Annotated in this window: 12 protein-coding genes and 1 tRNA gene; 5 read left to right on the forward strand and 8 right to left on the reverse strand. The window is 71.4% G+C overall.

The window, feature by feature from the left end; translation table 11 throughout:
* Window positions 1–88: 88 nt before the first annotated feature.
* Window positions 89–1,318, reverse strand: a complete 1,230-nt coding sequence (galK, locus tag ES689_RS09240; protein ID WP_146903214.1) for a galactokinase — start codon at window positions 1,316–1,318, stop codon at window positions 89–91.
* Window positions 1,318–2,418, reverse strand: coding sequence for a galactose-1-phosphate uridylyltransferase (gene galT / locus ES689_RS09245; protein WP_146903217.1), 1,101 nt, complete (start codon window positions 2,416–2,418; stop codon window positions 1,318–1,320). The genes galK and galT overlap by 1 nt, the downstream gene beginning before the upstream one ends.
* A gap of 90 nt (window positions 2,419–2,508) precedes the next feature.
* On the opposite strand from galT, the gene ES689_RS09250 reads away from it, so the two are divergent.
* Both ES689_RS09250 and ES689_RS09255 read left to right on the forward strand, forming a co-directional pair.
* A complete protein-coding gene (locus ES689_RS09250) occupies window positions 2,509–3,357 on the forward strand; it encodes a DeoR/GlpR family DNA-binding transcription regulator (RefSeq protein ID WP_146903220.1) in 849 nt (282 codons plus the stop codon).
* Between the two features lie 96 nt (window positions 3,358–3,453).
* A complete protein-coding gene (locus ES689_RS09255; RefSeq protein WP_146903223.1) occupies window positions 3,454–4,413 on the forward strand; it encodes an aldose 1-epimerase family protein in 960 nt (319 codons plus the stop codon).
* Between the two features lie 415 nt (window positions 4,414–4,828).
* Here the strand turns inward: ES689_RS09255 and ES689_RS09260 are convergent.
* Both ES689_RS09260 and ES689_RS09265 read right to left on the reverse strand, forming a co-directional pair.
* A tRNA-Lys gene (locus ES689_RS09260) sits at window positions 4,829–4,901 on the reverse strand.
* On the reverse strand, window positions 4,892–5,077 hold the full coding sequence (locus ES689_RS09265; RefSeq protein ID WP_146903225.1) for a hypothetical protein: 186 nt from the start codon (window positions 5,075–5,077) through the stop codon (window positions 4,892–4,894). Before ES689_RS09265 ends, ES689_RS09260 begins: the two co-directional genes overlap by 10 nt.
* 18 nt (window positions 5,078–5,095) lie before the next feature.
* Here ES689_RS09265 and ES689_RS09270 point away from each other — a divergent pair, with 18 nt between their 5' ends.
* The 3 genes from ES689_RS09270 (at window position 5,096) to ES689_RS09280 (ending at window position 7,835) form a co-directional block, all read left to right on the forward strand.
* On the forward strand, window positions 5,096–5,725 hold the full coding sequence (locus ES689_RS09270; RefSeq protein WP_146903228.1) for a DNA-directed RNA polymerase subunit beta: 630 nt from the start codon (window positions 5,096–5,098) through the stop codon (window positions 5,723–5,725).
* Window positions 5,726–6,327: 602 nt separating this feature from the next.
* Window positions 6,328–6,924 carry an ECF RNA polymerase sigma factor SigK gene (sigK, locus tag ES689_RS09275; protein WP_146903656.1) on the forward strand — a complete coding sequence of 199 codons (597 nt, stop codon included), beginning with the start codon at window positions 6,328–6,330 and terminating at the stop codon, window positions 6,922–6,924.
* A complete protein-coding gene (locus ES689_RS09280) occupies window positions 6,921–7,835 on the forward strand; it encodes an anti-sigma factor domain-containing protein (protein WP_146903231.1) in 915 nt (304 codons plus the stop codon). The genes sigK and ES689_RS09280 overlap by 4 nt, the downstream gene beginning before the upstream one ends.
* Before the next feature lie 82 nt (window positions 7,836–7,917).
* On the opposite strand, the gene pstB is transcribed toward ES689_RS09280, so the two are convergent.
* The 4 genes from pstB to ES689_RS09300 all read right to left on the reverse strand — a co-directional run bounded on the left by pstB (window position 7,918) and on the right by ES689_RS09300 (window position 12,081).
* A complete protein-coding gene (gene pstB / locus ES689_RS09285; protein WP_123547836.1) occupies window positions 7,918–8,697 on the reverse strand; it encodes a phosphate ABC transporter ATP-binding protein PstB in 780 nt (259 codons plus the stop codon).
* A 69-nt stretch (window positions 8,698–8,766) separates the two neighbouring features.
* Window positions 8,767–9,864, reverse strand: coding sequence for a phosphate ABC transporter permease PstA (gene pstA / locus ES689_RS09290; protein WP_146903233.1), 1,098 nt, complete (start codon window positions 9,862–9,864; stop codon window positions 8,767–8,769).
* Entirely contained in the window at window positions 9,864–10,826 is a 963-nt protein-coding gene (gene pstC, locus ES689_RS09295; RefSeq protein WP_146903236.1) for a phosphate ABC transporter permease subunit PstC, read from the reverse strand. Before pstC ends, pstA begins: the two co-directional genes overlap by 1 nt.
* A gap of 157 nt (window positions 10,827–10,983) precedes the next feature.
* The gene (locus tag ES689_RS09300) at window positions 10,984–12,081 is read right to left on the reverse strand and encodes a phosphate ABC transporter substrate-binding protein PstS (protein WP_370512353.1); all 1,098 of its coding nucleotides are present in this window, start codon (window positions 12,079–12,081) and stop codon (window positions 10,984–10,986) included.
* Window positions 12,082–12,210: the final 129 nt, after the last annotated feature.

A 12,210-nucleotide genomic window follows, 5' to 3' on the forward strand; every position in this document is an offset into this window, starting at 1 on the left:
CGGCCCGGTCAGGCTCGCCGGCCCGCCCACGACGAACCCGCCCGGCCCCGGGAAGGGACGAGCGGGCAGGTCGAGCGCGCGGGTCGCGTCAGGCGTCGCGGCGGGCGCCCTCGGCGGGGTGCACCGTGAAGACGGTCGGCGCGGCGAAGCCGGCGTCCGCGAACGCCGCGGTCACGGCGGACGCGACGGCGTCGCGGTCGGCCGACCGGACGAGCGCGATCGCCGAGCCGCCGAAGCCGCCGCCGGTCATGCGTGCGCCGACTGCACCGGCCGCGTGGGCGGTCGAGACGGCGAGGTCGAGCTCGGGCACCGAGATCTCGAAGTCGTCGCGCATCGAGACGTGCGAGGCGTCGAGCAGGGCGCCGATGCCGACGGCGCCCTCGGTGCGGAGCGTGCGGACGGTGTCGAGCACGCGCTGGTTCTCGGTGACGACGTGGCGCACGCGGCGGAACGTCTCGTCGTCGAGCACCTCGGCGGCGCGGGTCAGGTCGTCGAGGTCGAGGTCGCGCAGGGAGCTGACGCCGAGTGCCTCGGCACCGCGCTCGCACGAGGTGCGGCGGTCGACGTAGCCGCCCGTGGCGTGGGCGTGCTCGACGTGCGTGTCGACGACGAGGATCTCGAGGCCGGCCGCGTCGAACCCGAGGTCGACCACGTCGGCGTCGAGGCTTCGGCAGTCGAGGAACACGGCCGAGTCGGCCTGGCCGAGCAGCGACGCGGACTGGTCCATGATGCCGGTGGGCGCGCCCACGGCCTCGTTCTCGGACAGCTGGCCGACGGCGGCGAGGGTCGCCCGGTTCACGTCGAGGCCCCAGAGCTCGGCCATCGCGACCGCGACCGAGCACTCGAGCGCGGCGGACGACGACAGGCCGGCGCCCACGGGGACGTCAGAGGTGACGAAGAGGTCGAGCCCGGGCACGGTCGACAGGTCGATGGTCGACAGGTCTCCGCCGGCCGCGGCGAACGACGGCGACGCGGCGCGCGTGGGGGCCACCGAGAGCGCCCAGGCGATGCCGAAGACGTAGGCGGACCAGCCGTCCATGCGCGCCGGGTCGAGCTCGTCCAGCGAGATCTCGTGGACGCCCTCGTCGAACGTGCTCGCCACGCGGAGGAGGCGGTCGTCACGGACGCCCACGGTCACCATCGTGCGTCGGTCGATCGCGAACGGGAACACGAAGCCGTCGTTGTAGTCCGTGTGCTCGCCGATCAGGTTCGCGCGCCCGGGCGCCGACCAGCGACCCGCGACGGGGGTGTCGAAGACGGAGCCGAAGTCGCGGGCGTGACCGGCGCCTCCTGCGGTGTGGGGGGTGGGGGTGCTCATCAGCGCGTCATCGCCTCTCTCAGTCGGTCGGCCTGGACCTCGGGCACGAGGTCGCCCACCCAGGCTCCCATCGCGGCCTCGGAGCCCGCCAGGAACTTCAGCTTGGTCTCGGCGCGTCGCGGCGACGTGATCTGCAGCATGAGCCGGACGGTGTCGCGTCCGACGTTGACCGGAGCCTGGTGCCAAGCGCCGATGTAGGGCGTCTCGTCGCCGTAGAGGGCGTCGAGGCCCGTGAGGAGGCGCTTGTACATGACCGCGAGCTCGTCGCGTTCGTCGCTCGTGAGGCCCGCGAAGTCGGGCACGTGGCGGTGGGGGAGCAGGTGGATCTCGATCGGCCACCGCGCGGCGAACGGCACGAAGGCCGTGAAGTGCTCGCCGGCGAGGACGACGCGCGGACCGGTGCGCTCGCTCTCGAGCAGGTCGGCGAAGAGGTCGGGCCCGTAGGCGTCGATGCTGCGCAGCAGCGCCGAGGTGCGGGGCGTGACGTAGGGGTACGCGTAGATCTGGCCGTGCGGGTGGTGCAGGGTCACGCCGATCGCCTGGCCGCGGTTCTCGAACGGGAACACCTGCTCGACGCCGGGCAGGGCCGAGAGGGCCTCGGTGCGGTGCGCCCACGCCTCGACGACCGTGCGCGCACGCGAGTCGCTGAGGCCGGCGAACGAGCCGTGCGTCTCGGGGCTGAAGCAGACGACCTCGCAACGGCCGACGCTGCGGCGCGTGCGGCCGAGGCCGACCTCGGCGAGGTCGGCGAGGCCGGCGGGTGCGTCGGGGCCGTCGAGGGTCGGGCCGAACGAGGGGGAGCGGTTCTCGAAGACGGCGACGTCGTAGACGTCGGGGATCTCGGAGGGGTTCGTCGCGGAGGCGGGCGCCAGGGGGTCGAGCTCGGCCGGCGGCAGGAACACGCGGTTCTGTCGCGACGCGGCGATCGAGACCCACTCGCCCGTGAGCGGGTCCTGCCGCATCGAGGCGGTCTCGGGCCGCGGGTCGAGCACGCGCGCGTCGGCCCGCCGCTCGGCGCCGAGGGTGGTGTCGGCGTCGTCGAAGTAGATGAGCTCGCGGCCGTCGGCCAGCGTCGTCGGGCGGATGGCGATGGGCGCCATGGTGCCTCCTAGAGGGGCGGGAGCGGGACCTGCGGACGCTCCCGCGACTTGCACTTGCGAAAGCAGGTGAAAGCATACGAAGATCGGAGGGTGACTCGCAACCCCGACGCCGCCCCGCTCCCCGGTGAGCGTCGTCGCGGCCGGATCGCCGACCTGGTCGGCCGTCGCGGGTTCGTCTCGACCGCCGAGCTGGCCCGCGAGTTCCGCCTCTCGGAGGTGACGATCCGCACCGACCTCGAGAGCCTCGCCGCCGAGGGCCTCCTCTCGCGGGTGCACGGCGGCGCCCTGTCCGTCGACCGGCCGGTCGAGCGCCCCTTCGAGGAGGAGAGCGCGGTCGGCACCGACGCCAAGAAGGCGATCGGGGTGCGTGCCGCCTCGCTCGTGCGCTCGGGAGACTGCGTCGTGATCGACGTCGGCACCACGACGACGCAGATCGCGCTGGCGCTTCTCGACCGGCACGACCTCGAGGGGGTCGTCGTCGTCACCAACGGGCTCACGATCGCCCTGGCCCTCGAGCAGGCCGTGCCGCGGTTCACGGTCATCGTCTCGGGCGGCACCCTGCGTCCCCTGCAGCACTCGCTCGTGAACCCCTTGGCCACCAGCGTCTTCAGCTCGATCACCGCCGATCTCGCGTTCATCGGCTGCACCGGCGTCCACGCCGAGCACGGCGCGACCAACGTCAACCTGCCCGAGACCGACCTCAAGCGCCTCATGACGCAGACGGCGAGACGGTCGTACATCGTCGCCGACGGCGGCAAGCTCGGCGAGGCGCACCTGGGCGTCATCGGCCCCCTCGACCGGTTCGAGGCGCTCATCACCGCCGACGCCGACGCCGGGCAGGTCGACGCCCTGCGGCGAGCCGGGCTCGAGGTCGTCGAGGCCGAGCTGCCGGACGACGGTCCCGGCCCGGACGGGGCCGACGACGACCTGGCAGGCTGACGCCGGAGGCGCGGTGCCGGCCACCGGCAGGGCCGCGGCTCCCGCAGTCCGCACCCGCACCTCCTGCGCCCACGACGCCACGACGAAGGGACGACCATGCCGACCCCACCCACCGGACACCAGCACGAGCTGACGCTCGAGGCGGACGGCCGCGTCGTCACGGCGACGGTGACCGAGGTCGCCGCCGGGCTGCGCGCCCTGGCCGTCGACGGCGAGGCGCTCACCGAGACGTTCGCCGAGCACGAGACGCCCCCGTCGGCGTGCGGCATCACCCTCTTCCCGTGGCCGAACCGCGTCGACGGCGGCCGCTGGACGCTCGACGGCCGCGAGCTGCAGCTCGACCTCACCGAGCCGGCCAAGGGCAACGCGAGCCACGGGCTGCTGCGGTACACGGCGTACCGGGCGGTCGACGTCGAGCCGCACGCGGTGACGCTGGCGGCGACGGTGTACCCGCAGCACGGCTGGCCCTTCACGCTCGAGACGACGGTGCGGCACGAGCTCGTCGCCGGCGGCATGCGGGTGGTGCACACCGTGTCGAACGTCGGGGCGTCGCGGGCGCCGTTCGCCGTCGGCTCCCACCCGTTCCTGCGCGTCGGCGAGCACGACCCGGCGACGCTGACGATCACGCTGGAGGCGGCGACCCGGTACGAGGTCAGCGAGCGCGGCATCCCGACCGGCACCTCGCCCGTGGCGGGCACGTCGGTCGACCTCCGTGGCGGGCCCCGGCTCGGCGACCTCGACCTGGACACGCCCTACCGCGACGTGCGGCCCGGCGCCGACGGCGTGCGCCGCACGCGGCTGACGGCACCCGACGGCACGGCGACCGAGCTCTGGCAGGACGAGGCGTTCCCGTACGTGCAGGTGTTCACCCCGCGGAACTTCCCGCGCGCGGGGGTCGAGGGGCTGGCCGTGGCGGTCGAGCCGATGACGGCGCCGCCGAACGCCCTCGCGACCGGCGAGTCGCTCGTCTGGCTCGAGCCGGGCGAGACCTGGACGGCCGCGTGGGGCATCCGCCGGATCGTCGCGGGCGCCGCTGGCGGCTCCGCTCGGGCCTAGGCGGCGCAAGAACGACGAAGCGACGCGATGTCCCGCGTCGTCTTGTCGTCATCGCGTCGCTGTCGTCTCGCAGGCATCGACGCACGAGCCGGTTCAGCTACGCGACACGTGCTGTCCAGAGAAACCGACCCGCTGACCTGTTGTCCGATATGCGCAAGCGGTCAGTGCCGCACGTCCGCATCTGCTCGTTCTGGCGCTAACGTGTGTCCGTTCGGCTGGTTACCGGACACAAGTCGCCGGGAGGTCCGTGCGCCGATCCCCACCTGATCCGGGGACCGGAGCCGCTCCTGGTGCACCGTGCCCCCGCTGGCTCCGCCGGTCGGGGGCACGCTCGTCTCCCGGGTGGTCTCCGCGACCGCCTGCACGACGAAGGAGGCGCCCCGCCGGCCGTGCCGGAGGTCGCCTCCCGAGGTCGTGGGCCCCATGGGGCTCGAACCCATGACCCGCGGATTAAAAGTCCGATGCTCTACCAACTGAGCTAGAGGCCCTCGGTGTTCGAGGATACGGGATCGCGGGCGTCCTCGCGGGTCGGCAGCGCGCCTCCTGCGCAGTTGCGGGCGACGACGCCCGACGACCCGACCCGACCCGAGCCGACCCGAGCCGAGCCGACCCGAGCCGACCCGACCCGAGCCGGTGCCCGGCCCACACGCCGCTGTCGGTGCACGCGCGTATCGTCGAGGCGATGCCCAGAGACTTCCACCGCCCGACCCAGTTCCCCAGTGCCGCCTTCGAGGCGTTCCAGGGGGGCGAGGACCCGGCGACCGTGAACCGGATCGCTCACGAGTCGGCGGCCGCCCTCGTGGCGCGGGTGAAGCACGACCCCAGTCCCGAGATCCTCGACCGGCTCGTGTCGTTCAGCGACGAGCACGGCATCGACGTCGTGGCCGAGCTGTGGGCGCGTGCCGCACCGCACACCCTGCCGGGTGCCCTGTGGCGCATCTACCTGGTCCGAGCGGTGATCCGCCAGGCGCCGGACGAGGTCACGTACCTCTTCGACCGCGGCGTCGAGACGTCGACCACCATCGACCCGATCGTCGCCGGTGCCCCGACGCCGGCGACACCGGCCGAGGTGCTCGCGCTGGCCGACCTCATCCTGCGAGGGGTGTTCGACGGCGACTTCGCGGTCGCGCTCGAGCGCGGCGCGGCGTTCTGCCGGCTCGCGTCGGCCGGCGCCACGACCGTCGCCGACGAGCAGGACACGATCGGCTCCGACCTCGCGTCGACCCTGACCCGACGTGCGCTCCGCCTCTCTGAGCTCGGCGTCGACCTCACCGCCTGCGCCGCGCTCTGGCGCGCCGGCAGCCTCGACTGACGCCTCGGCGTTCGCACCCGGCGAACGCTCGGGCGAGGGGCGACGAGGGCGGTTAGACTCGATCACTGTCGGGCCGTAGAAACCCCGGGCTCCAAATTCAGCCGCTTCGAGCGGACTCGCGCCGAGAGGCGTTCCTGCGGCTCGACACCCTCTTCCTCCTCCCGAGCGTGGTCATCCCGCCCGGCTGACGTGAGGTCCCCGTCCCTGTCCCCGTCCCTCTGCTCAGGGCACGAGGTCGAGTGGTCCGAAGTGGTCCCTCCCGACGCGGTCACCGACAGTTCGTGACCACTCAGCCAGCTGCCACCAGGCGTTCCCTGCAGCTGAGGCAAACTCGCCCAAACCAGCAGCCCCCCGGTGCCGAACCATGAGCGTGAGGGATCGAGAGATCCTCCGCTGACTTCCCGCCGCCCTGACTGGCGGGACGACGCGGTCGTTCCCCCCGCCCGGCCCGGGCCTGAACGCCATCCCAGACGGTCACCGGGCGGGGGGAGCGACTCACACCAGCAAGAACAAGCCCGACCAGCAAGAACCGGAACCAGCACGAACCCGTCACGATCCTGTGACGGTCAGCCCGACACGAGCGGATCGAGGTGAACCCTGACATGCTGAAGCTCGTGACCCATGACATCGAGACTCCCCGGGAAGAGGCGCGAGCCTCCACTCCTGACGAGCTCCTCACCAGGGTCGCCCAGGCCGATCGAGTGGCCTTCGCCGAGCTGTACGACCAGACCGCACCTCGTGTGATGGGCCTGATCAAGCGGCTCCTGAAAGACCACTCGCAGTCCGAGGAGGTCACCCAAGAGGTCTTCCTCGAGATCTGGCAGAACGCCGCTCGCTTCGACACCACCCGGGGCAGCGCCTCGAGCTGGATGTTGACGATGGCCCACCGTCGGGCCGTCGACCGTGTCCGCGCCTCCCAGGCCGGCCGCGACCGCGACCTCAAGATCGGCGTCCGCGATCTGGAGCCCGGCTACGACTCGGTCACCGAGTCGGTCGAGATCCGCATCGAGCACGAGCGCGTCGAGCGTGCACTGGGACGACTCACGGAGCTCCAGAGCCAAGCCGTCAGGCTGGCGTACTACGGCGGCTACAGCCACAGCGAGGTGGCCGCGATGCTGGGGGTGCCGATCGGCACCGTCAAGACGAGACTGCGCGACGGCATGATCCGCCTGCGCGACGAGATGGGAGTGGCATCGTGACCTACCGCGACGACTCCGCCACCGGGGGCGGCCCGCCCCACGACTCGCTCGAGGCGATGTCGGGCGCCTACGCGCTCGATGCCCTCAGCGACGACGAACGACACGACTTCGAGACTCTGCTGGAGGAGTCCGAGAGCACCAGAAGGGAAGTGACCGAATTGAGAGAGACCGCATTGCTGCTCGCCCACGCGGCACCGCCCGTGATGCCTTCGGCCGCCCTCCGCGCGAGCATCATGGACGCCATCGTCGGGCTGCCTCAGCTGCCCGCCCTGACCACCTCCGAGTCGCAGGCCGATCAGGGCTCGACGGCCACGCAGTCCGCAGGAGGCGCGGGTGACGACCACGAGATCGCCCGCCCCGGCCGCCACGCCGTCCCCGAGATGGAGCCGAGCGAATCCGAGACCGCTGCCCGCGTGCTCGAGCCCACCGGCGCCGCCCGTGCCCGCTGGTTCACCCGTCCCGTCGCGATGCTCGGCGTCGCCGCGGCAGCCGCCGCGCTCTTCTTCGGAGGAGGTGCGCTGCTGTCCGAGGTCACCGGCCCGAGCCAGCAGCAGGAGGCCACCGCCTCCTCGATCGACGAGATCTACGCCGCAGGGGACTTCCAGCGAACCGTCACCGACGTCAGCACCGGCGGGACCGCGACGCTGGTGTGGTCGAACGAGCTCAAGCGCTCGGCGGTCGTCCTCGACGGCCTCACGTCGCTGCCCGGCGACCAGACCTACGAGCTCTGGTACATCGGCTCCGACGGTGCGGTGCCTGCCGGCACGTTCGACACGGCCTCCGACTCGACGGTCACGAAGGTGCTCAAGGGCGAGATGTCGCCCGGCGACACCATCGGCCTGACGGTCGAGCCGGCCGGTGGCTCCGAACAGCCGACGAGCGACCCGATCATGGCCGTGCAGGCCGCCTAGCAGCGGCTGCACCGCACCGCACCACACGACGAAGGAGGCGGCCCACCATCAGGTGGGCCGCCTCCTTCGCGTCGTGCCGGGCTCAGCCGAATCGGCCGGAGACGTAGTCCTCGGTCGCCTGGACGCTGGGCTTCGAGAACATCGTGGCGGTGTCGTCGTACTCGATGAGCTTGCCGGGCTTGCCGGTGCCCGCGATGTTGAAGAAGGCCGTCTTGTCGCTGACGCGGCTGGCCTGCTGCATGTTGTGGGTCACGATGACGATCGTGTACTGCTGCTTGAGCTCCTCGATGAGGTCCTCGATGGCGAGCGTCGAGATCGGGTCGAGGGCCGAGCAGGGCTCGTCCATCAGGATCACGTCGGGGGAGACGGCGACGGCGCGAGCGATGCAGAGGCGCTGCTGCTGGCCGCCCGAGAGACCGGAGCCGGGCTTGTCGAGGCGGTCCTTGACCTCGTTCCAGAGGTTGGCGCCCTGCAGCGAGCTCTCGACCAGGTCGTCCTGCTCGCCCTTGCCCATGCGGCGGTTGTTGAGCTTGACGCCCGCGAGCACGTTGTCGCGGATGCTCATGGTGGGGAACGGGTTCGGGCGCTGGAACACCATGCCGACCTGGCGGCGAACGAGCACCGGGTCGACGCCGGGGCTGTACAGGTCGTTGCCGTCGATCAGCACCTCGCCGTCGACGTAGGCGCCGGGGATGACCTCGTGCATGCGGTTCAGCGTGCGGAGGAACGTCGACTTGCCGCAGCCGGACGGGCCGATGAAGGCCGTGACGGTGCGCGGCTCGATGGTGATGTTGACGTCCTCGACGGCCTTGAACTTGCTGTAGTAGACGTTGAGGTCCTTGACCTCGATGCGCTTGGACATTCAGGTTCCTTCGGTGAGGTGCGGCGTCGTACGGGGACGCGGGGGAAGAGTGGGGGAGGCGCGTGGCCGTCAGCGGCCGAGCTTGGGGGCGAAGAGGCGTGCGATGAGGCGGGCCAGCAGGTTCAGCGCCATGACGATGAGGATCAGCGTCAGGGCCGAGGTCCACGCCCGGTCGATGTAGGCGGCCGCGTCGGTGCCCTGGCTGACGTACGAGCTGTAGGCGAAGACCGGCAGCGACTGCATGCGGCCGTCGAAGAGGTCGTAGTTCATGCTCGCCGTGAAGCCGGCGGTGATCAGCAGCGGGGCCGTCTCGCCGATGACGCGGGCGATCGAGAGCATGACGCCGGTGGTGATGCCCGCGATGGAGGTGGGGAGCACGACCTTGAGGATCGTCAGCCACTTCGGCACGCCGAGCGCGTAGGCGGCCTCGCGCAGCTCGTTCGGGACGAGCTTGAGCATCTCCTCCGTGCTGCGCACGACGACGGGGATCATCAGCACGGCCAGCGCCACGGAGCCGGCGGCACCCATCCGGACGCCCTCGCCGAAGAAGATGACGAAGAGGGCGTAGGCGAACAGGCCGGCGACGATGGACGGGATGCCCGTCATGACGTCGACGAAGAACGTGATCGCACGGGCCAGGCGGCCGCGGCCGTACTCGACGAGGTAGATGGCGGTCAGCAGGCCGATCGGCACCGAGATGACGGCCGCGAGGGCCGTGATCAGCAGCGTGCCGGTGAGGGCGTGCAGCCCGCCGCCGCCCGCGCCGACCACGTTGCGCATCGACATCGAGAAGAAGTCGCCGTCGAAGCGCGCGGCGCCGGAGGTGACCACGGTGAGGAGGACGGACACGAGCGGGATCAGCGCCAGGACGAAGGCCGCGCTGACCAGGGTCGTGACGACGCGGTCCTTCGCGCGGCGGATGCCCTCGACCTGCATCGAGATGACGAACACCAGGGCGGCGTAGAGGATCGTGCCGAGCACGATCGCGGCGACCCAGTTGAATGTCTCGGTCACGCCGCCGGCCTGCAGCAGGCCGAAGACGACGAGCATGATCGCCCAGCTGCCGACGAGGATGACGAGCGGCGAGGCCTTGGGCAGGCGGCCCGTGGTGAGGGTGTTCACGGTGCGGCTGGCCGTGCGGGGACGGTCCTGGGTGGTCGTGGCCATCAGTTCGCTCCCGAGAAGGCCTTGCGGCGGTTGATGACGACGCGGGCGATCGAGTTGACGACCAGCGTGATGACGAACAGGACGAGGCCGGTGGCGATCAGGGTGTTGATGCCGATGTCGTGGGCCTCGGGGAACCTGAGGGCGATGTTCGCGGCGATGGTCGACGAGTTCGTCGAGGTGAGGATCGCCGGGTTGATCACGAGCGCCGGCGAGAGCACGAGCGCGACGGCCATGGTCTCGCCGAGGGCCCGGCCGAGGCCGAGCATCGAGGCCGAGATGATGCCGGGGCGGCCGAAGGGCAGGACCGCGACCTGGATCATCTCCCAGCGGGTCGCGCCCAGCGCGAGTGCCGCCTCCTCGTGCAGGGTCGGCGTCTGCAGGAACACCTCACGGCTGAGCGCGGTGATGATCGGCAGGATCATCACCGCGAGCACGATGGAGGCGGTGAGCAGCGTGCGTCCGGTGCCCGACACGGGACCGGCGAACAGCGGGAACCAGCCGAGGTGGTCGGCCATCCACGCGTAGACGGGCTGCACGGCGGGGGCGAGGACGATGCTGCCCCACAGGCCGAAGACGACCGACGGCACGGCGGCCAGCAGGTCGATGACGTAGCCGAGGCCCGCGGCGAGGCGGCGGGGGGCGTAGTGCGAGATGAAGAGCGCGATGCCGATGGCCACAGGGAGGGCCATCACGAGCGCGAGCGCCGCGGCGTAGACCGTGCCGAAGGCGAGCGGCCCGACGTACTGCCAGAACGAGTCGGGGAAGCCCGACAGCGAGATGTCGGCCGGGTCGGCGACCACGGCGGGGATGCTCTGCACGACGAGGAAGATCGCGACGGCGGCGAGGATGGCGAGGATCAGGCCGCCGGCGACGACGGTGCTGCCCGAGAAGATCCGGTCTGCGGGGCGACGCGGCGCACGAGGTGCTCTGACCTTCGTGGCGGTCGATGCGGGGGCGGTCATCGGACGAGGTCCTCCGGGTGGGTGCTCGGTGTGCGGGCGGTGCTCGGGTGGCGGTGCGGTGCAGCCGGTGGTGCTGGTGCCGATGGTACGGGTGCCCCTGTCAGGGCGACGGCCCGGGACCGCACGGCGTGCGGTCCCGGGCCCGGTGTGGCTGGTGCTACTTGATGAGCGCGATCGCGTCGGCGACCTGGCCCGAGAGGGTGCTCGAGATGGGAGCGGATCCGGCGGCGTCGGCCGCGACCTGCTGGCCCTCGTCGCTGGAGACGTACTCGAAGTACGACTTCACGAGCTCGCCCTGGGCGGCGTCCTCGTAGGACTCGCAGCCGATCAGGTAGCTGACGAGCACGAGGGGGTAGACGCCCGCGGCGGTCGAGGTGCGGTCGAGCTCGATGGCGATGTCGCCCTCGGTGCGGCCCTCCTCTTCCGGGGACTCGTCGACGATCGCGGCGGCGGCCTCGGCGGAGTACTCGACGAACTCGTCGCCGACCTTGATCTTCGCCACGCCGAGGTCGCCGGCGCGCGAGGCGTCCGCGTAGCCGATGGTGCCGGTGCCGTTGGTCACGGCGTCGATGACGCCCGAGGTGCCGGAGGCGCCCTCGCCGCCCTCGAGGGGCCAGACGCCGTCGGGCTCGGAGGTCCACACGTCGGGGCTGTTGGCGTTGAGGTAGTCGGTGAAGTTCTCGGTGGTGCCCGAGTCGTCCGAGCGGTGCACGGCCGTGATCGGCGTGCTGGGCAGGTCGGCGTCGGGGTTGTCGGCCTTGATCTCGGCAGCGTCCCAGCTGGTGATCGCGCCGCTGAAGATGCCGGCGATGGTGGCGGGGGAGAGGTTCAGCTCGTCGACGCCGTCCAGGTTGAAGACGACTGCGATGGGCGAGACGTAGACGGGCAGCTCGACGATGCCGGTGTCGGGCGTGCAGCCGGCGAAGGTGCTCGACGAGATCTCGTCGGACTTGAACGCGCGGTCCGAGCCGGCGAAGGCTGCGGCGCCGGAGATGAAGCTCTCACGGCCGCCGCCGGAGCCCTGCGGGTCGTAGTTGACGGTGACGTCGGGGTTGGCGGTCTGGAAGCCGGCGACCCAGGCCTCCTGGGCGGCCTGCTGCGACGAGGCGCCGATGCCGGCGATCGTGCCGGAGAGGTCGGAGGAGGCGCCGTCGGTCGAGGTGCCGGAGCCGCCCTCGTTGGAGGCGCAGGACGCGAGGAGCATGGTGCCGACCGCGGCGATCGCCACGATGCTGCCGGTGCGCTTGAAGTTCACAGAGGTTCCTTTTCGGATGTAGTGCCGTGGGGTGCTGGGGGCCGGTGCTGACCCGAGGCGAGACGCTACGTCGAGTGGTTAACCACGGTCGTCTGCGATGGTGAACGGGAGGTTAACGCAGGAGGAACA

This window comes from Frigoribacterium sp. ACAM 257, assembly GCF_007954365.1.
Lineage (GTDB): Bacteria > Actinomycetota > Actinomycetes > Actinomycetales > Microbacteriaceae > Frigoribacterium.